This is a genomic window from Anabaenopsis arnoldii (assembly GCF_028331025.1).
Classification (GTDB): Bacteria; Cyanobacteriota; Cyanobacteriia; order Cyanobacteriales; family Nostocaceae; genus Anabaenopsis; species Anabaenopsis arnoldii.
In genome coordinates this window covers 36,996-56,234 of the sequence record NZ_JAQMUH010000185.1, presented here as the reverse complement: position 1 = coordinate 56,234, position 19,239 = coordinate 36,996, and the positions used below count along the sequence as shown (strand labels likewise).

19 protein-coding genes are annotated in these 19,239 nt (G+C 41.7%); 9 read left to right on the top strand and 10 right to left on the bottom strand.

Translation table 11 applies throughout. The features are described from left to right. Positions 1-6: 6 nt before the first annotated feature. Positions 7-675, top strand: coding sequence for a peptide-methionine (S)-S-oxide reductase MsrA (gene msrA / locus PN457_RS16430; RefSeq protein ID WP_271734566.1), 669 nt, complete (start codon positions 7-9; stop codon positions 673-675). Positions 676-734: 59 nt separating this feature from the next. On the opposite strand, the gene PN457_RS16425 is transcribed toward msrA, so the two are convergent. From PN457_RS16425 to PN457_RS16410, 4 genes are all read right to left on the bottom strand, one after another. After that, positions 735-1,355: a 4Fe-4S single cluster domain-containing protein gene (locus tag PN457_RS16425; protein WP_271734563.1), complete on the bottom strand. Its 621-nt coding sequence runs from the start codon at positions 1,353-1,355 to the stop codon at positions 735-737. Between the two features lie 153 nt (positions 1,356-1,508). Next, on the bottom strand, positions 1,509-1,964 hold the full coding sequence (locus PN457_RS16420) for a cupin domain-containing protein (protein WP_271734561.1): 456 nt from the start codon (positions 1,962-1,964) through the stop codon (positions 1,509-1,511). A gap of 430 nt (positions 1,965-2,394) precedes the next feature. Continuing rightward, positions 2,395-2,892, bottom strand: a complete 498-nt coding sequence (locus PN457_RS16415) for an IS630 family transposase (RefSeq protein WP_271734559.1) — start codon at positions 2,890-2,892, stop codon at positions 2,395-2,397. An 83-nt stretch (positions 2,893-2,975) separates the two neighbouring features. Beyond that, positions 2,976-3,344 carry a helix-turn-helix domain-containing protein gene (locus PN457_RS16410; protein WP_271734558.1) on the bottom strand — a complete coding sequence of 123 codons (369 nt, stop codon included), beginning with the start codon at positions 3,342-3,344 and terminating at the stop codon, positions 2,976-2,978. Positions 3,345-3,721: 377 nt separating this feature from the next. Here PN457_RS16410 and PN457_RS16405 point away from each other — a divergent pair, with 377 nt between their 5' ends. Then, positions 3,722-5,119 carry an amidohydrolase gene (locus PN457_RS16405; RefSeq protein WP_271734556.1) on the top strand — a complete coding sequence of 466 codons (1,398 nt, stop codon included), beginning with the start codon at positions 3,722-3,724 and terminating at the stop codon, positions 5,117-5,119. A gap of 13 nt (positions 5,120-5,132) precedes the next feature. Here the strand turns inward: PN457_RS16405 and PN457_RS16400 are convergent, their stop codons facing one another. Next, a complete protein-coding gene (locus tag PN457_RS16400) occupies positions 5,133-5,594 on the bottom strand; it encodes a hypothetical protein (protein WP_271734554.1) in 462 nt (153 codons plus the stop codon). A gap of 202 nt (positions 5,595-5,796) precedes the next feature. Between PN457_RS16400 and PN457_RS16395 the strand changes: the two genes are divergently transcribed. Further along, positions 5,797-7,833 carry a glycoside hydrolase family 10-like protein gene (locus PN457_RS16395; protein ID WP_271734552.1) on the top strand — a complete coding sequence of 679 codons (2,037 nt, stop codon included), beginning with the start codon at positions 5,797-5,799 and terminating at the stop codon, positions 7,831-7,833. Here the strand turns inward: PN457_RS16395 and glsA are convergent. Beyond that, positions 7,830-8,810 carry a glutaminase A gene (gene glsA / locus PN457_RS16390; RefSeq protein ID WP_271734551.1) on the bottom strand — a complete coding sequence of 327 codons (981 nt, stop codon included), beginning with the start codon at positions 8,808-8,810 and terminating at the stop codon, positions 7,830-7,832. The two genes, PN457_RS16395 and glsA, sit on opposite strands and share 4 nt — an antisense overlap. Before the next feature lie 779 nt (positions 8,811-9,589). Between glsA and PN457_RS16385 the strand changes: the two genes are divergently transcribed. The 3 genes from PN457_RS16385 (at position 9,590) to sodB (ending at position 13,201) form a co-directional block, all read left to right on the top strand. Continuing rightward, on the top strand, positions 9,590-10,666 hold the full coding sequence (locus PN457_RS16385) for a septal ring lytic transglycosylase RlpA family protein (protein WP_271734609.1): 1,077 nt from the start codon (positions 9,590-9,592) through the stop codon (positions 10,664-10,666). A 120-nt stretch (positions 10,667-10,786) separates the two neighbouring features. Further along, entirely contained in the window at positions 10,787-12,385 is a 1,599-nt protein-coding gene (locus tag PN457_RS16380; RefSeq protein WP_271734550.1) for a bifunctional pantoate--beta-alanine ligase/(d)CMP kinase, read from the top strand. Between the two features lie 213 nt (positions 12,386-12,598). Next, positions 12,599-13,201 (top strand): superoxide dismutase [Fe], encoded by a 603-nt coding sequence (sodB, locus tag PN457_RS16375; protein WP_271734549.1) that lies wholly within the window; start codon positions 12,599-12,601, stop codon positions 13,199-13,201. Between the two features lie 210 nt (positions 13,202-13,411). On the opposite strand, the gene PN457_RS16370 is transcribed toward sodB, so the two are convergent. After that, positions 13,412-14,203, bottom strand: coding sequence for an MBL fold metallo-hydrolase (locus PN457_RS16370; protein ID WP_271734548.1), 792 nt, complete (start codon positions 14,201-14,203; stop codon positions 13,412-13,414). Between the two features lie 40 nt (positions 14,204-14,243). Beyond that, a complete protein-coding gene (locus tag PN457_RS16365; protein ID WP_271734546.1) occupies positions 14,244-14,444 on the bottom strand; it encodes a nuclear transport factor 2-like protein in 201 nt (66 codons plus the stop codon). A 131-nt stretch (positions 14,445-14,575) separates the two neighbouring features. Here PN457_RS16365 and PN457_RS16360 point away from each other — a divergent pair, with 131 nt between their 5' ends. After that, a complete protein-coding gene (locus tag PN457_RS16360; RefSeq protein ID WP_271734544.1) occupies positions 14,576-14,965 on the top strand; it encodes a hypothetical protein in 390 nt (129 codons plus the stop codon). A 42-nt stretch (positions 14,966-15,007) separates the two neighbouring features. On the opposite strand, the gene PN457_RS16355 is transcribed toward PN457_RS16360, so the two are convergent. Continuing rightward, positions 15,008-15,406 (bottom strand): DUF6335 family protein, encoded by a 399-nt coding sequence (locus PN457_RS16355; protein ID WP_271734543.1) that lies wholly within the window; start codon positions 15,404-15,406, stop codon positions 15,008-15,010. Positions 15,407-15,668: 262 nt separating this feature from the next. Between PN457_RS16355 and PN457_RS16350 the strand changes: the two genes are divergently transcribed. Then, on the top strand, positions 15,669-16,055 hold the full coding sequence (locus PN457_RS16350; protein ID WP_271734541.1) for a DUF2267 domain-containing protein: 387 nt from the start codon (positions 15,669-15,671) through the stop codon (positions 16,053-16,055). 53 nt (positions 16,056-16,108) lie between these two features. Further along, on the top strand, positions 16,109-17,200 hold the full coding sequence (locus PN457_RS16345) for a DJ-1/PfpI/YhbO family deglycase/protease (protein WP_271734540.1): 1,092 nt from the start codon (positions 16,109-16,111) through the stop codon (positions 17,198-17,200). A gap of 285 nt (positions 17,201-17,485) precedes the next feature. Here PN457_RS16345 and PN457_RS16340 read toward each other — a convergent pair whose 3' ends face one another. Then, positions 17,486-19,153 (bottom strand): PfaD family polyunsaturated fatty acid/polyketide biosynthesis protein, encoded by a 1,668-nt coding sequence (locus PN457_RS16340; protein ID WP_271734539.1) that lies wholly within the window; start codon positions 19,151-19,153, stop codon positions 17,486-17,488. Positions 19,154-19,239 lie beyond the last annotated feature (86 nt).

The following is a 19,239-nucleotide window of genomic DNA, read 5'->3' as shown; positions in this document are numbered from 1 at the left end:
AAAGCTATGGGACTATTTGGATTTGGAAAAAAACTAACTATCCCCTCTCCAGAAGAAGCTTTACCAGGAAGAAGCTCATTAATGCCAGTACCTAATGAACATTATGTGAATCACAATCCCCTCAAACCTCCTTTTCCCGCCGGATTGGAAACAGCAATCTTTGGCTTAGGCTGTTTTTGGGGTGCAGAACGCAAATTTTGGCAACTTCCAGGAGTCTACACAACCGCCGTGGGTTATGCTGCGGGTAGCACCCCTAACCCCACTTATCATGAAGTGTGCACAGGAATGACTGGTCACAACGAGGTCGTATTGGTTGTCTTTGACCCCAAGGTGATTAGTTACACTCAATTACTCAAAGTCTTTTGGGAAAGCCATAACCCCACCCAAGGAATGCGCCAAGGTAACGACACTGGTACTCAATACCGTTCGGGAATTTACGTTTATTCCCCACAGCAGAAGCAACTAGCAGAAACATCCAGGGAAGCTTATCAACAAGCTCTCAACAAAGCAGGTTATGGTACGATTACCACAGAAATCTTAGATGCCCCTGAATTTTACTACGCAGAAGCCTATCATCAACAGTATCTCGCCAAAAACCCCAATGGTTATTGTGGTCTAGGGGGGACAAATGTTACTTGTCCCATCGGTGTTGTAGAATCTCAAGTTACCGGTTAATACAAAATTAACTACTCCTTGTGGAGACGTTCCCATGAACGTCTCCGTCTTGATGATAATTATTTGCTCAAACCGCCTTGATAACCAGTCACAATCCGGCTACCATCCTTGAGAATATGTATTTCTATCTGGTCGCTAGCCCAAGTCATCTGGTTTGCTAACTCTGGGTTAAAAACATGAACCCCTTGATTACTAGAAGAAACCAGAGACGTGGGAGAATTGATAGCTAGAGACTCCACAAAAGGCCCATCAATCAAGATATCTAGTTCTGCTAATAAGGCCTGAGAATCTGGGGGAGCAGATTCCGACTGTAATTGTTTGAGGGTGAACCCAGTAAAAGACATGATATTTAATCCCCCAGCCTTGAGCTTACGGGCCAATGCACTTAATGCGGTGGCTTGCCAAAATGGTTCTCCACCAGAAAATGTCACACCTGTATTCTGAGGTTTGCTGAGGATGTTTTCAGCAAGAGTGTCAACAGCAATTAATTGATTAATCTCAAATGACCAAGACTCAGGATTAAAACAACCAGAGCATTCACGGGGACAACCTTGTACCCACACAACAGCACGACGACCAGGACCGTTAACCTCTGACTCATCCACATAACCCATGATGTTCAGATACCCCGGGGGAATTTCTGTCGGTGCTACAGATGGTTCGGTTGATTTAGTTTCCATCTCTATTCCTCTTTATTCCATAGTAAACCAATTGTCACCACAGGCTGCTTGACTCGCTGCTATTGATTTGACTAATAGAACTGTTCTTCTTTGAGCTTCTCTCACTCTTAAGGGTAGCAAAATTTATTCACCCAAAAGCATCTCTACAGTTTTTTAATAACCCATCAACCCATCTACTCTCCCTAACACCGCCATATCCTCCCCATCTAACTCAACGGGAATACCACTACGAATTAATTCGGAAAAATCTTCATTGGGAACCATCACAGTTAAAGTATACAACCGAGTCTTACCTGTGTTCTTAATCAAATGAGTTCCAGTAGGCGGTACTAACAAACTATCCCCGGCTTTAATTTCCACAGTCTTACCATCACATATTGCTAGGGCTTCCCCCTTGAGCACAAAAAACATTTCTACCGCCCATTGATGACGATTCGGTGGTGTTTGACCCCCCACGTCAAAAATTTCTACGCAGCAAGTCAAGGAAGTATTAGCATTCATCGAATCAAAAATAATCGCCAACCGATTAGAATCATCTGGACTAATCCGATATGTTTGATAATCTTTCGGAGACTTGATAATAGGAATTACACATTTAGTAGCGTGCATAAGCATAAATTTATCCCTGCCAAATTATTTGTCCACATTGCCCAACTGTTAATATTTAGAACAGCGAACTAGGTTAACCACTATGAGTTTTTAATTCTGCTGAAGAAAAAAGGGTTTAAAGAATCAAGTTTACCCCACGCATCATCACAACGCTCTACTAGACTAGCACAGCTAAAGGAAATAACAGATAGTACGGCAAAAGTAAGATCTTTAAAAATCAGTAAATCATACTGTTGTATTAATAATACCAGTAATAGCCGTGATAACACAAGTAAGTTTTTTGCCAAGAATATGAATGATTTTCGGAAATTATCTGAGATTTTTTGGTCATAATTTTAAATTTTACATTTTACTGACATCTTTGTATTCTGGCAATAATGTTTACTTTAAAAACTTTTGCATCTATCTTTAGATAGATTTACAGCGATTTTCAGTTAAATAGACCACAGTGGTTGAACCAAGCGAAGGCATGATCTTCGGTAACATAATTTACAGCTTCAGCCATGGCTTTATCGAGTGATTCCGGGGTACGAGCCTCACAAGACCGAAGAAATTGCTTCAGTTTTGACCAACAAAGTTCGATAGGTGATAAATCAGGAGAATAAGGGGGCAAAAACTTGACTTTGGCACCGACGGACTCGATAGCAACTCTGACACGCTCGGCATGATGAACCTTAAGATTATCCATGACTACAATTGCCCCTTTCCACAACTGAGGAAGTAAGACCTGGGTAACATAAGTGAGAAACACATCAGTATTTGTACTTCCTGGTACAGTCATCGATACAATCAGCCCATCGAGGTTCAAAGCACCAATCAAAGACACATTTCCACCCTTGTTTCCAGGAATACTACCAACAGCGCGTTCACCATTTACGGCTCTGGCAAACAAGCGTGACATTGATAAATTTATTCCGGCTTCATCCACGAACACTAAATTTCAACACATCAATGTGATCTAAGCAACGTCGATAGTCATGTCTTAACTCTTGCACTCTTGGAGTATCTTGCTCACTGGCATAAAGACTTTTTTTTAGACCTTAAGCCTAATTTTTTTAGGGCGCGATGCATTGTCGGGATACTCACCCTAATTCCTGTTTTTTCTTGATAGCGATCGCATAATTCTCTGAGCAACAAATCATTTTTCTCCTCCACCAAAGATTGAATGATCCTCAATTGCTCGTTTTGAATTGTTGGTTGTTGGTATCCTCCACGTGGTTTCGCCTCAATTTTTCCATTTTGACGATAATGACGCAACAGATTTCGCACAAAAGACAAGCTGACCTTAAATCTTTCAGCCAACTGACGTTGAGAGCCTTCCTTTGCTTCCCAAGCTATAATCACACGACGACGCAAATCACCTGAGTACGATACTGGCATCGAATCTAATAATCACTTCTTTCACACCTTACCGCATTTTGTGGTTCAATTACCTGGAAATTGCTGTAATTCTGGAGAAAGTTCCCCTGCTAAGATTTCTTCTCTGGGAATGCAAGTTTTGAATACTGAGGGCAGCATAGGACTAAGAAGATAGTTTATACTTAATGGTTGATACTTAACTATTTTGAAATCTCAACCAGTGACTAGACAAATTTATCATTTTCCTTTTAAATAACCTATCAAAACATAGAGGGTTAGGGTGGGGTCAAACAATAGTTAATACACTAATCATGACTTGACAAACATTCTCTTAGCTTCCGACCCGTCAACCGTCAACCGTCAACCGTCAACCGTCAACCACCAACAAGGTTAAAATCGTGAATTTTACCATTCAGAATGTTTTAATTGCTATTGAGGATGCTTATCTCACCCTAGATGTACAAGTAATAGATGGTAAGATAGCCGCCATAGCACCGGATTTAGATGTGGTTGGTAATACCATTGATGGTAGCAATAAGCTGTTACTCCCTGGTTTCTTTAACGCCCATACCCACTCATCGGAAATGTGGCAACGGGGAATTATGTCCATGTTGCCTTTAGAATTATGGTTAGGGGAATTATATGACTTTGCGCCTCTGGATTTAGAAAAAGTTTATCTGAGTGCTTTGGGAACCGCTGTGGAAACTTTACTTTCCGGTGGTACTAGTGTGGTAGACCATTTGGTGTTAACTCCTGGACAGGAGTTAGAAACTATCGCTGCAGCGGTTCGTGCTTATGAAGAAGTGGGAATACGTGCTTTTATCGCACCCCTGATTCAAGATCAGTCCCTCACTGCGGGTATACCGGGGGGAGAGTCAAATCAAAACCATGCACCGTATTTTCGCTCAACTGCGGCTACCTTGGAAATTATAGAGGAAGCAGTCAGACAATTTCACCGTCCTGAAGCAGGTATAAGTATTGTGGTGGCACCAACGGGGATACAATTGTGCAGCGATAGTTTATTTATAGGATGTATTGAGTTAAGCGATCGCCATCATCTTTGTCGTCACTCTCATTTACTAGAAACTAAAGCACAGGAAAAACTCGCCCAAGAAAAATACGGTTGTACCGCAGTCCAACATCTACAACGCATCGGATATTTAAGCGATCGCACATCCTTGGCTCATTGTGTTTGGTTAAACAATAACGATATCACCATCCTCGCCCAAACTCAATGTACAGTTGTGCATAACCCCTTGAGTAACCTCCGTTTAGGCAGTGGTATCGCCCCTATTTTAAAATATCTCCAAGCCGGGGTAAATGTTTCCTTTGGTTGTGATGGTGCTTCCAGTAATGATTCCCAAGACTTACTAGAAGCCATCAAAATCGGTTCCATCTTACACAACACTACAGACCCAGACTATCACAACTGGATCACACCCAGAAAATCTGTAGAAATGGCCTCCCTAGGAGGCGCAAAAGGGCTGAATGTAGCTGACAAACTTGGTTCCCTCACCCTAGGGAAACAAGCCGATTTAGTCATGTATGATCTCACCAGTCTATCATTACTACCCCGAACAGATCCCATTGGCTTATTAGTATTAGGTCGTCCTATCAATGTTGTCCATAGTGCTTGGGTAAATGGAAAGCAAATTGTTAGCAATGGTCAAGTTAACACCATTAAAGTAGATGATTTACAGCAAGAATTATTTAAAGTTAGTCAGTGGGAAACAAAGCGCAAATCTCCAACCGTAGCAGAAATACAAACCCATTATCGCCAAGTCATGGACATATAGCCTCTGCTGACCTTTACGCCTCTTTACTTTGAAAATAACCCAAACTCCAATTTTTCGGTTCCCTTAACTGACTGAACTTACCTTGAAGAATAAATTGTACTGCAATTCGAGTGTTTAAAAATCCCCTCACCCGATTGTAATCATTAGTGTCATCAACTCCAGATACAACCTTGCCAATCTTCTGAGAACGTCCACAGTGAGTAGAAGAACCAGGTATTGTTAAGGTGAACAATCCATCATGTTCGTATCCTGCGGGAACTAAAAATATAGCATAGACATGATGTCGTCCACGCCAGGGTTGAACCACTAATGTATCAGGATGTGCGTAGTATTTATGATCTCCTTCCTCCTGAAATACCCATTGCTGACACCTAACTATAGGCTTTTGTTCAGAGAGATAATTACAGATATAAGCAAATGCTATAACGCTCAATAAACCAAGTAAAAATAACGTGTAAACTATAGGTTTTCGCACTTTTTCAATGGTAGGCTAATTGTTTAAATTCATATCTAAGCTAGTGAATTCAGAATCCCGCGTTCATCATACTTTTATCCTCAAAAATACACAGAAGTCACTTAAATTATTAAAATTTATACACTATCACAGTGGCTATGGGTCTGCTGTTGTTAAATTAACAAATAGTGTAAGAATGAAGCCAAGTTAGTTAATATCGGTCATGATATCTAATTCTACTCGTTTCCCGGATGTTCAAAATCATTGGGCCGGCTTATTCATCCAAGAATTAGCGGTGCGTCGAATTTTAAATGGCTATCCTGATGGCAGTTTCCGACCAGATAGCCCAGTGACTCGTGCGGAGTTTGCTGCTATAATTGCCGCAGTATTTACAGTATCAGCAAAGCGTCGTTATGTCCCCTTTGCTGATGTCCCGGCTAATCATTGGGCTGTGAGTGGTATTAAAAAAGCTTACGAAAGCGGATTTATTATTGGTTATCCCGACGGGAATTTCCGCCCCAATGACAGAATTATCCGCGGCGATGCTTTAGTTGCTTTAGTCAATGGTTTGGCAATAGCTATTGATGCTCCACCAGACTTGCTGAGTAAATTACCAGAAATATATCAAGATGCGGAAAAAATCCCTGGTTATGCTAGAAATCAAGTGGCGATCGCTACTCAAACAGAATTAGTAGCTAGTTACCCCAACACGAAGTTACTCAACCCTACTTTACCAGCCACCCGTGCAGAAGTGGCAGTAATTGTATATCAAGCTTTGGTTTACTTAGGTAGAGCCGATAAAATATTATCTAATTATATCATAGTTACCCCAAAACTTGTCAATACTCCTAAAACTGTCAAGGTAAATCATCAGCGAGAGTTTCGGGGGGCGTGGGTGACAACAGTATGGAATAGTGACTGGCCCTCTAAAGCCGGACTCTCAACAGCACAACAGCAAGCTGAATTGATTGCAATTCTCGACCGATTACAAGCACTCAACTTCAACGCCCTGATTTTGCAGGTGCGACCAGAAGGTGATGCTTTATATGCTTCCCAACTAGAACCCTGGAGCGCTTGGTTGACGGGAACTCAAGGGAAACCACCAGAACCATTTTATGACCCTTTGGAATTTGCGATCGCTCAATGTCACCAACGTAATATTGAACTTCATGCTTGGTTCAACCCCTACCGGGCCAAAACTAGCATCACAGCTAGACCCAACGCCAGAAACCATATAGCTTTGACAAATCCCGAAGTAGTTTACAAATGGGGTAATCAACTATGGATGGACCCAGGAATCAAAATCGTCCAGGATAGGGCGTACAACGTGATGATGGATGTTGTGCGTCGCTATGATATAGATGCCATTCACTTGGATGATTATTTTTATCCCTATCCCATCGAGGGTCAAACCTTCCCCGATAGTAAAACCTATGCAGCTTATAGATCAACTGGTGGTCAACTCAGCTTAAGTGACTGGCGACGGGAAAACGTGAATCAAATGGTATTACGGCTATTTCAAGGAATCAAAGCCATAAAGCCCCACGTCAAATTCGGTATTAGTCCCTTTGGTATTTACCGACCTGGACAACCACCAGGAATAAATGGCCTAGATGCTTATAGTGTACTGTATGCTGATGCTAAAAAATGGTTAGAACAAGGTTGGGTGGATTATATCGCCCCTCAACTTTATTGGCGCATTGACCAGACCGCACAAAGTTATCCCACACTACTAAAATGGTGGACAGAAATTAATCCTCAGCAGCGACATATATATGTAGGCAACAATATTAGTCAACTTGATGGCAAAGCTTGGAAGAGTGGAGAGATTAGCAAACAAGTTACCATCACTCGCAACCTAGCTGCTAACTTGTCACTGGGTAATATCTTTTTTAGCATGAGTCACATTAATCAAAACCGTCAGGGAATTGCTGACAGTTTCCGCAATTCCCTTTATCCCACCCCCGCCATAGTACCTACTATGTCATGGCAGAATACAGACCCACCACCACCACCCCGAGAACTACAAGTTAATAATCGTCGCCTAAGTTGGGAACCCGGCGATGAGCAACCCGTGCGTTCTTGGACACTTTATCGACAGACTGGTGAAAATTGGGTACTTCAGCGGGTCTTATCTGCTGGAACTTATGGCTACGCCACGCCAGCTACCGCCACGGTGCAACAAGCTGGAACCTATGCAGTGTGTGCTGTTGATAGGTTGGCGAATGAGAGTCTGGGAGCGGTAATTACAGTGAGTTAAAATTTCAGTCCCTCACCTGAACATTCAAATAAATGTAACCCTAATCGCTGGGAAAGTTCCTCACACACTTTCACTCCCCGGACACTATTACCACGGACATCTAACAATGGCGAAAATACCCCAATGCCCATTTTATGGGGTACAACCGCCATAATTCCACCACAAACCCCACTTTTAGCCGGAATACCAACTTTGTAAGCCCATTCCCCAGCAAAGTTATACATACCGCAGGTGTACATGACGCTGAGAATATCTTTAATGTAACGACTATCTATTGCTTGTTCTCCTGTAATCGGGTTCATACCTCTGTTAGCAAGGGTGGCCGCCATCACCGCTAAATCCTGGCAATTTACCATCACAGCACACTGCTGAAAGTAAAGATCCAAAACTTCTTCAATGTTTTGGTCAATCATGCCAAAATTGAGCATTAAATGTGCTATGGCGCGGTTGCGATGTCCCGTACTACGTTCAGAGGTAAACACTGAGATATCAACCAGTGCATTCTGTCCGGTGTATTTCTGAAACATATCCAGAACCCGGTTTAAGCGTTCCGTCGCACCAGACCCTTTAATTAAACTGGTAGTGGCGATCGCACCTGCATTTACCATGGGGTTATAAGGTCGCTTCGATTGTTCATCGAGAATAATGGCGTTGAATGCGTCTCCTGTTGGTTCAACCCCCACTTTAGTTAAGACATAATCCCGTCCATGATCTTCTAAAGCCAGTCCATAAGCAAACACTTTGGAAATGGACTGGATAGTAAATTGGTGTTGATTATCCCCGACTTCGTACCTTTGACCATCTACTGTGACAATGCAAATGCTGAATAATTCTGGATTTACCTTTGCCAGTTCTGGAATATAGTTTGCTAGTGTACCCTCCTTGAGTAACTTGTATTGGGAATATAAGTCGTTGAGAACAGCTAAAAATGGCGCTGAACCGATTTCTACATTTTCTGGATTTGCTTTGTTTGCCATGAGCCTAATATTTTTCTCTCGGAAATCATATTTAAGTTAATCTAGCAACCGAAAATATATGTAATTTTCGCTACTTTATTTTTTGTTAGCTCAAGCCAGTGAAGCTTTTTTAATTTTCTCATCATTGATTTTAATTTGTAAAAAAATACTTTTTAGTTACCAAATGATGGGGGTTTTTCAGTAATTAAATGGCATATATACATAAAATATAATACTTAAATATATACTTGTGTAAATGTATTTACTGAGAAAAGGTCTCATCAGATGACTAACCACTAGAACATGACTGCTAGCCTATTTAAAATTAAAAATATTTGTATGTAGACTTACAGATGATTTTGAGTGGGCTGCCCAAAAATTCCTCAAGGAAATATACTCAAGTATTTTGAGGGAGTTTTGACAAAAATATATTTAATAAATTTATATGTTTCTTAAAATACATTTTTCTCTTAGGAGTGTTATTACTAATCAAAAACCGCCGAAATATTAGATTTTCATATGAAAGCTTGAGTCAGTTACAAAAAACGTTACATCCTCAAAATCCTGATTTGAAAACGGTTTCGCCGCGGAAATTAGAATTGAAATCGAATAAAGTGATTTAGATCTACGGTAAAACCCTGATCCCCAACCTTCAAAGTTCGTGATAGTGTGTTGCAGTTATAAATCAAAAAAGTGAAACCCAGAACCCAGGAAACTTCATGGGAGATGTCACTGAAACTGGCAAAAAATCCCAGGAACTAAAAAACTGCTGTTCTACACTCGCTTTAAAAATCGGACGCATGAATCAACGATATTTGTGGACTATTGTCGCCCTGTTTCTGACTGTTGTGGGTACGCCCTTAGTCGGACGCACTCAAACTACTACTACAAAGCAAACTAATCGAGTTTCTCCAGAAACATCAGTTAAAAATGTAGTTAAAGTAGGAGAGTTTCAAACCTCATCTGGGAAACTGACTTCCGATGCTGTGATAACAAACATTCATTCTCACTACATTGGAGGTCGTAAAGCGGCAACCCTGTTTATCAAAAATATTCCAGTTATTACCTTTTTGAGTTCTCAGCCACAGCCGCAAAGTTTGACGGTGAGTGGAATTGGAACTACTGCGGGACAACAGTCCTCTGGTCGCACGGGGACGAGTGTAGGGAACTTGAGGAATGCGACAAAGGAAAAGAAATCCCTTAATGATGACCCGGTTTATAGAGCTGGACTCATAGCAGCCAGTATTAACCAGCTAGTGCGTAATGGTGAGGATGCTCAACAGATTACCGTTAGTTGGAGGGGTCAGGGCGAATCTACAGATGGCAACAAAAGTGCCTCTGTCACACAACACACCGGCGAGAGCTATACGATTAAAATTAAAGATCGGGAATTGGTGGAAATCAATGCAAAAACCATCCTAGCAGGAACCACCGAAAATCTCGCAGAAGATGCATTGCAAGTAACTAATCGCTTGCGGAGACTCATTGGTAATGCATCTCCCATCACAGAAATTGCTAATCTCCCTGAACCAGTAAAAGTTGGTTCGCAGCAGCCCGCACAGCAGCTTGCGAGCAACAAACGACTCACTTTCCGTGGTATAGCTTCCTTTTACGGTCGCGGTTTTGCTGGTAGACCTACCGCCACCGGTGAAAGATTTAATCCCGAAGGTATGACTGCAGCCCATCGTAGCTTACCTTTCGGCACGCGAGTTCGTGTGACTAACACCCGTAATGGTCGTTCGGTTGTGGTGCGAATTAATGACCGAGGCCCATTCATTCGCGGTAGAGTCATCGATGTATCCACTGGTGCTGCTCGTAGCTTAGGAATGATTAACAACGGTTTAGCACCTGTGAAGATTGAAGTTATGGGGCGATAATTCCTGAGAATTTCAGTGGATAATGTCCCCAGTCCCTAATACCCCTAGTTCCATACCCCAGCCCCCTATTTCAGATATAAACTAACGGGGGAGAGGCTTAAAAAGAACTAGGGGTATTTTGTGCGTCTGCTGACAACAGTTGCAGCTTTACGCTGCTATTTAACTCAACTTTGTTCACAACATCAGTTCAGGGTTCCCGAAGATTTGGGACTAGATGCGATGTCTAGCTGGTACCAGACGGCTGTCGGTTTGGTGCCAACTATGGGAGGATTACATCAAGGTCATTTGAGCTTGATGGCAAGGGCAAGGCAAGAAAATTCTACGGTGATTGTCAGTATTTTTGTCAATCCCCTGCAATTTAGCCCCCATGAAGATTATCAACGTTATCCCCGCACTTTAGAGCTAGACCAACAAATGTGTAGAAAAGCGGGGGTAGATGCGATTTTTGCCCCCACACCAGAGGAAATGGGTGTTTCTCAGAACAGTCTAGAAGCATCTCAACTGACACAAGTAATGCCTCCATGTGCTATGATGTCCAGTTTGTGTGGTCGTTCTCGCATTGGTCACTTTCAGGGTGTCGCGACGATTGTCACCAAGCTTTTTAACTTGGTACAACCCGACCGCGCCTACTTTGGACAAAAAGATGGTCAACAACTAGCTATTATTAGACGGTTGGTGAGTGATTTAAATTTGCCAGTAGAGATTATTGCTTGTCCAACCCTGCGGGAAGAGTCGGGTCTGGCTTTAAGTTCTCGTAACCAATATTTGACTGCACAAGAAAAAGCCCAAGCAGTAATTTTATATCAAGCTTTACGGGCTAGTGCTGCTGGGTTTGGTAAGGGTGTTCGTGATCGCAGTACCCTCATAGGATTGGTACAGCAAGAACTGGCAAAGGTTCCTAATCTCATGGTGGAATATATTGAATTAGTTAATCCGAGTACGTTAATGTCTTTAGAAACAGTTGAGGAGGAGGGAATGCTGGCGATCGCAGGTCGTCTTGGTTCCACACGTTTGATTGATAATACCATCCTGCGCGATCGTCAGCCCATCATCGCTATCGATGGACCAGCCGGTGCTGGTAAATCTACAGTGGCTCGTCAAGTGGCCACTCACCTGGGTTTAGTGTATCTCGATACAGGAGCTATGTATCGGGCTGTGACTTGGCTGGTGCTGCAAAAGGGTATTGCTCTTGATGATGAATGCGCCATTGCTGAGTTAGTTAATCGGTGCAATATTGAACTTACCCCCACTGAGGATCTGCAATCTCCCGTCAGGGTTTGGATTAATGGTACTGATGTAACTCAAGCAATTCGCACAATTGAAGTGACATCTCAAGTATCGGCGATCGCAGCACAAAGCGCCGTGCGTCAAGCACTCGTTAAACAACAGCAAAGCTGGGGTAAAAAAGGTGGTTTAGTCGCCGAAGGTCGAGACATTGGGACTCATGTCTTCCCCGATGCCGAAGTTAAGGTATTCTTAACCGCATCTGTTGATGAACGAGCACATCGCCGTCAGCAAGACTTGAAAAAACAGGGACAACCCGAAGTGAATCTAGAGCGTCTCAAAGGCGACATTGCCGAACGAGACCGAAAAGATAGCACTCGGAAAATTTCCCCTTTACAAAAAGCAGCGGATGCAGTAGAAATACAGTCTGATGGTCTTAACGTGTCTGAAGTTACAGCACAAATTGTTAACTACTATCAAAAACGCTTATCTTAGTTGTCGAGCATCTCTGATATTTCTACCTTTATGCAATTTGGCTCAAATCAAACAGTATTTTGCCCGAATCCTCCCTTTGGTAGTAGAATGACAATGTTAAGTTTTATATCCTATAGCGTTGGGATAGAAAACGCATACAGATAACACCTGTCGTTTCCTAAGTTTCGCTCAACAGTTTTAAACCGGAAAACAGTCAAGAGAGGATTTCACAAAATGGCATTTACACAACCCCCCTTACCTTACGACTTTAACGCTCTCGAGCCCTATGGCATGAAGGGAGAAACATTTGAGTATCACTATGGCAAACATCATGCAGCCTATGTGACTAACTTAAATAAGCTGACTGACGGTACAGAACTGGCTGACAAATCTTTGGAAGAGGTCATCCAAATTGCCTTTAAAGACTCCTCTAAGGTGGGAATCTTCAACAATGCTGCTCAAGTTTGGAATCACACCTTTTTCTGGAATTGCTTAAAGCCCGCAGGTGGGGGCGCACCCACTGGCGACCTTGCAGCCAAAATTAATCAGGATTTTGGTAGCTTTGACAAATTTAAAGAAGAATTTTCTAACGCTGCAGCAACTCAATTCGGTAGCGGTTGGGCTTGGTTAGTTGATGACGGTGGTACTCTCAAGATCATGAAAACACCAAATGCAGAGAACCCCTTAGCCCATGGCAAAAAAGCCCTCCTAACTTTAGATGTTTGGGAACACGCCTACTACATTGACTATAAAAATGCGCGTCCTGCTTTCATCAAGAATTTCTTAGACCAATTAGTCAATTGGGACTTTGCTGCCGCAAATTACGCTCAAGCCTGATAATTTCTCAGTCTTACTCTGAGTTTAACCCTAGTTAATTCTAGAAAGTAAAAATCAGTTAATTCAAAGTACTCAGTCACGATTAGTATCGTGGCTGTTTTTACTCAGGACAGTAAGCTCTGTACTTGCTACAGGTGCTTGGTAAATACAAACACAATTGATTTGAGAATTGCGGTGGCGACTAAAATCGCCAACGGCTAACCGCCATATCTAGAGCTTGGACTTGCTCACAGTTGAATTATTCCTCAACTGCAATTCTCGGCGATCGCCCGGGGTGAGTTCCATCACCTGGGTAGACAAATTATACTGCTGCAGTAGGCAATTAAATTCTGCCACACTTCCTTGAGCTTTCAAGAATTTCGTCAGCACACCTTCAAAAACCACATCTCCACCCGCGGCCGTGGGAAGCATAATTTGAGGTTGTAACCATTGTGCAACTTCCAATGCACTCTTCCTACCTTTAATAACTGGCAAGCCTAAAGGCAATGTTATATCTACTATCGGCGTAATCACCACGTCAACCGGGGCAAATTGTTTAATTTCCGGCGAATGAGATCCATGAGGCTCATAATAAATTGTTAACCCACTGGTTAATTCTTTAATCAGATAACCATTTTCTACCAGATTATAACCTACCACAGAGCCGGGAACAGCTGTGATTTCCACTTGTTGATTCAAGTTGAAACTTTCCCCGTGCTTCAGGGATGTTACGTAATTGTAGCCCAACTCACGTGATAATTTTGCCGCATTGGCAGAACCCACAACCTTAATTTCATGATCTAGTTGTTTAAGAGTGGGTGGATGAGCGTGGTCTTCTAAACCTTGAGACAGCAAAATCAAATCAATATTTTGTGGTATGGGGCGTTCTTGTATCCGAGAACCTTTGAAAAACCAATCTAAATTGCCAAAAGTTAAAGAACCAACCAGCCAAGGATCCAGTAATATGCGTTGGTTACCCATTTCCAGTAACCAACTATTGCTGTCTAACCAAGTTAAGTACATAATCAAATTAAAAATAATACTTACCCTATTATGGATGAGTTCACCGCAATTGTGCTACCATCTCTTGGGGATTCCAGTAAGCGCGAGTTGTTTGAATCTTACCAGCTGAGTTGATTTCAAAAATCGTAATTCCTGCAAAGATAACTGGCTTACCTGTCTTACTCACCCACCCTTCTGGATTCATTGCTGCAATATTGGCAAAGTAGGTAGATATAATTTTTTCAATGGTTTGGGGTGACATGATGGGAGTTGATGACTGATAGATTAAAAATATCTTTTTATTTTACAGTAAATTCACGGAAAAATACTCAAAGGTGGATGGTTTACCTGAGAGTTGCAATACAATATGACAGGTAGTTTCCCATAAAAACGGTGAAAAAATCGGTTATTGCCAAAATACTCATTCCATCCTTAACTTGCTTAACTGTATTTGTCCCCAGTCCAGCACCTGCCCAATTGTTACCACAACCCTGGGTTTCTGTGGGTGAAAAGGATGGAGAAGTCACCTATGCTGCTGGTGTGAGGGTTTTAGATTTTGGTTTTGAGATCGGCAGAGGTCCCGAAGGTGCTACTGGAGGGGATGTTTTAAAATTCTTCAGTTTACCAGTGATTTCACCTTATGTCGGACTCGGCTGGTATTCAGAAGATCAAGGTGTTGCTGTTTCTGGCGGTGTCCAAATAGGTGCTACCGATAATATTTTTATCGGTGCTGGTTACAATTCTGTGCGAGGATTTAATGGACAATTAGGCATTAGGTTTTAACTTATCCTCACATCCCAAAACTTAAATTTTTAAGTTTTGGGTTTAATCTTTCCGCTCTTGATAATCATCAGAAGACATCGGATCTAATTCCCAGCGAGAATGATCACGCCGCTCTAAAATATCCTCAGTATGGAGAAAATCACCGTCATTCATCGGTAATCCTACTGCCTTTCCTAAATCATCAGTTACACTTTGATCAGGAGTAGGGGCAGTACCACCTACAGCTTCATCTCCGACCGTATCTTCCTGTTGCCAATAAGCATCAACATCACCGCCAGTAATTTCCGGACTTGTGTGTGTATACTGACGTTTTCTTTGTCTGAGCGATCGCCCGCCAATATTATACCCCGGCAAATCCTTAACACCAGTACCGTAAGATTCGGTAATTTCTGCGGTTAAATCATCAGAATTGACTTCTTGATTCTGATTATTTTCTTCCATAAATAATATTAATTCTATTTACCGATTCATCATAACCTTACCAAAGGTAAAGACAGTATCACCAAGGGTATATTACTTTAGTGATAAAAAAATATATCCCCTGAGTACGAAGAAAAAATAGTAATTAGAAGATACTTTAATAAATAAGTCTCAATTGAAATTCCTCAACTGTGTAGGAGTGAAATCCATATATTAGCAATTAAATAGGAATTAAATCAATAGTCTACTCTTAATTACAAATTACAATAAAAAGAGGTATAGAATGGAATATAACGAGTTTATTACACACGTACAAAGCCTAGCTCAATCAAATTCTCGTGAAGAAGCCGAACGCGCCACCCGTGCTACCTTAGAAACCATCACAGAGCGTATCCCCGGCGATGAATTCAAAGAAGTAGCAGCAGAATTACCACAAGAATTAGCTCAATCTTTGCAAAGGCGAGAAGGAGAAACTAGTGAACCTTTCAACCTGCAAGAATTCATTACTCGTGTGAGTCAAAGAGAAAATATAGAACCGACAACCAGCGCCATTCATGTTCGGGCTGTATTTGCAGTCTTACAAAACGCCATTAAGCCTGACAAATTCAGCAAATTTCATAATTATTTTGATCATGACTATGAGGAACTATTCACCACATCACCAACTTAAATTCCTGCAGTCAAGCATCCTATTGAGTAAAATTATTAACCTAGGCAAAAATCATGACCAATCATAACAATCATTCTCGGAAGAAAAAAGTCGCCATCCTCATAGAACATGGATTTGAGGATATAGAATTTACTATCCCGTGTAATGGACTAAAGCAAGCTGGGATGGAGATAGTTGTCCTCGGTTCACGCATGAATGAAAAATATAAAGGTAAACGAGGTAAAGTTTCAGTTCAGCCCGACGCTACCACCACAGAAGCCATAGCAGCGGAATTTGACGCAGTAGTAATTCCCGGTGGTATGGCCCCGGATAAAATGCGGCGGAACCCGAACACAGTCAGCTTTGTGCAAAAAGCCATGGAACAAGGGAAATGGGTAGCAGCTGTATGTCACGGGCCGCAACTTTTAATTGAAGGTGATTTGCTCAAAGGTAGAAAAGCCACGGGCTTTACTGCTATCCGCAAAGATATGATTAATGCAGGTGTAAATTACCTAGATGAACCCTTAGTGGTAGATAGGAATTTAATTACCTCACGCGAACCAGGAGACTTAGGGATTTTCACCACAGCATTGCTCAGTCGTCTGGGGTACGGTGGTAAAGATGCTGCACTTCCAGAGGAAAAAGATACTAGCGCCCAGTGGTGGAAACTCGCTGATGCTTGGGGTGGTTCTACTAAAGGTGAAATTACCAGGGGGTTGAATATAGCACTGAGTGGGGAGCGTTATTCAATGGAAGCCTTAGAACAGTACACCCAAAAAGAATCAGATCACGAAGTGCGATCGCTGTTTCAAGAGATGATTAGTAATAGACAGCGCCACATTCAGAAATTGGAAACCTATCTCAACACACTCCATGAAAAACCTTCGATAGTGGCAAATATCGCCAATCAATACGCCAAAGTTAAAAGTACCTTTACTGGTAGCGATGACATCTATCAGTTACGTTGCGCCCTAGGAGATGTACAAACAGGTCTTGGCGATATTAGCAATTTGTCTGCAATGTATACTGACCCCGTAGCAACCGCGATATTTAAGGAAATTTACCAGGACTTACTTAAATACGAGCAGCGATTAGCACAACTATATCGCCGAGGCATAGGCACTGAAATTCAGCCTCCCAAGCCCACCACAGGCGTAGCTCTGTAGATATCTAGCAACTGCGACGAAATAGGGTTACCGCTGGGAGAATCAATTCAGAATCTTGATCCCTTAGCCAGTCCCCGCTACTCTAAGAGGATGTTTGTCAAGTTATGATTAGTGTATCAAATATTGTTTTACCCCACCCTAACCCTCCCCTTGTAAGGGGAGGAGACTGGATTTTATTGTTTTTTGTGCGGTCGGTGAGCGAAGTCGAACCGTGTTCCCCAATCCTTCGGTGTTCCCTGTTCCCTAAGATAAAAATTACCTGTTGAAAACTTATCAAACAACCTCTTACAATTTACCAGAAATGACTGGATGATACTGAGTATAAGAATCGGGTATTTGTAATCCTTGAATCTTCAGATTTTGTAATCTGTATAAAAATGCTGCTCCTATCATCATATGATGGGCAACATCAACTACCTTCCGATTATTTAAATCTGCCAAGTAAGAACCTTGTATCCAGTTATTGAAGCTTCCCATAGATGGACCGCACCAGATTTGATAATCAATTTCCCGACCTTTCTCACCAGAGTTAGACCAACGAGAAGACAATCCTAGATACCAGCGAAAAATTAGAGCCATTTTCAGCTTGGGATTGTTGGCGGCTTTGTGCAGTTTTTCGGGATTACGTTGAGATAAATAATTAACTGTTTCTTGCCAAATGCTATCTAGACTATTTCTGAAGATTTGCTTTTCTATCTTCTCTCTTTCGGTAACAGGTATATCTTCAATTGAATCATAGTTTTTGTATAAGTCAAACAGTTTTTGCGCCCGGAGAGGAAAGAGCGTTCCTCTTTTGAGAACTTGCAGTTTTACTCCCATCTCAAACATATCTGCTGCTGGAGCCATCATCACATCAGCCATATCCGCTTGGGCTAGCAATTGTTTAGTATATTCAGAAGTTCCAGCTTCAATACAGGATTGGTTAATGGAACCAGTAACGACATAAGCAGCACCCATCATAAAAGCAGCCAATACTGATTGGGGAGTCGCAATTCCTCCCGCTACTCCAATTCTGACCGGTCTTTCGTAACCATATTGGCCTTGAATTTGATCTCTTAATTCCAAAATCGATGGTAACAGACAAACTAAGGGACGATTATCTGTGTGACCACCGGAATCTGCTTCCACGGTAATATCGTCAGCCATGGGAACTTTTGCGGCTATACTTGCCTGTAATTCACTGATGAGACCTTGCTGTACTAATCTTTTAAGAATTTTCACAGGAGCAGGTTCTAAGAATTTTGTGGCCACTTCTCGGCGAGAAACTTTGGCAATGACTTTATTTTTAATTTGGATTTGATTAGCTGCATTCAAGCCTAGTCCCGCAACCCGGTAGTAGACAACGTTATCAGTTAAATCTAAAAATGCAGATGCTTCTATTGTTCTGACTTGATATTTCAAATACAAATCAATTGTACCACGTTCAAGAGTAGGTTCACTGGGACTATGAAGTAAGTTAAAAGCGTAAATTCCTTCGGGTAGGGCTTGCTGAATACGCTTGATGGCTGCTTCCACACGGTCAGGAGAGAGACCACCAGCACCAAATGAACTTAAAATTTTCTCCTTACCAAGAGCTATTACTAATTGTTCAGAAGCAATACCATGAGCCATGGAACCAGTAGCATAGGCATATTTAACATTATGGAAATCTATAAAGTTGGGATCTCCTAACTGTTGAATATGTATAGGTGGAACGGACATCAACATTTCTTGTCCAGTTTTACCATTAGGATAATGAATTAATTCTCCTTGATTAGTAACACCAATTTTATCTTCTACTCTGATAATGTAACAAGGTTTAGCTAAGTTAATTAGTTTAGCTCTTATGCCATTACCATCAAAAGATATTGTATTTATATCACCATGCCATGCTTGACGGTTACTCACAAAAAAATTAGATGTTTTTAACAGTGAATTTCCGCGTTTATGACTGAGTACATTTTTGTTAAACATGAGGTTTTTAGGGTGTTATTTGTTAGGCATTATGAGGAGCAATTGTCGGCATAATTTTTAATTGCTTAAGAAACAATGGGGTATGG

Bases quoted from the DNA above. Each gene is read 5' to 3' on its own strand.
- msrA (WP_271734566.1), top strand. From the start codon at position 7: ATGGGACTATTTGGATTTGGAAAAAAACTAACTATCCCCTCTCCAGAA.
- PN457_RS16425 (WP_271734563.1), bottom strand. From the start codon at position 1,355: ATGGAAACTAAATCAACCGAACCATCTGTAGCACCGACAGAAATTCCC.
- PN457_RS16420 (WP_271734561.1), bottom strand. From the start codon at position 1,964: ATGCACGCTACTAAATGTGTAATTCCTATTATCAAGTCTCCGAAAGAT.
- PN457_RS16410 (WP_271734558.1), bottom strand. From the start codon at position 3,344: ATGCCAGTATCGTACTCAGGTGATTTGCGTCGTCGTGTGATTATAGCT.
- PN457_RS16395 (WP_271734552.1), top strand. From the start codon at position 5,797: ATGATATCTAATTCTACTCGTTTCCCGGATGTTCAAAATCATTGGGCC.
- glsA (WP_271734551.1), bottom strand. From the start codon at position 8,810: ATGGCAAACAAAGCAAATCCAGAAAATGTAGAAATCGGTTCAGCGCCA.
- PN457_RS16385 (WP_271734609.1), top strand. From the start codon at position 9,590: ATGAATCAACGATATTTGTGGACTATTGTCGCCCTGTTTCTGACTGTT.
- sodB (WP_271734549.1), top strand. From the start codon at position 12,599: ATGGCATTTACACAACCCCCCTTACCTTACGACTTTAACGCTCTCGAG.
- PN457_RS16370 (WP_271734548.1), bottom strand. From the start codon at position 14,203: ATGTACTTAACTTGGTTAGACAGCAATAGTTGGTTACTGGAAATGGGT.
- PN457_RS16365 (WP_271734546.1), bottom strand. From the start codon at position 14,444: ATGTCACCCCAAACCATTGAAAAAATTATATCTACCTACTTTGCCAAT.
- PN457_RS16355 (WP_271734543.1), bottom strand. From the start codon at position 15,406: ATGGAAGAAAATAATCAGAATCAAGAAGTCAATTCTGATGATTTAACC.
- PN457_RS16350 (WP_271734541.1), top strand. From the start codon at position 15,669: ATGGAATATAACGAGTTTATTACACACGTACAAAGCCTAGCTCAATCA.
- PN457_RS16345 (WP_271734540.1), top strand. From the start codon at position 16,109: ATGACCAATCATAACAATCATTCTCGGAAGAAAAAAGTCGCCATCCTC.
- PN457_RS16340 (WP_271734539.1), bottom strand. From the start codon at position 19,153: ATGTTTAACAAAAATGTACTCAGTCATAAACGCGGAAATTCACTGTTA.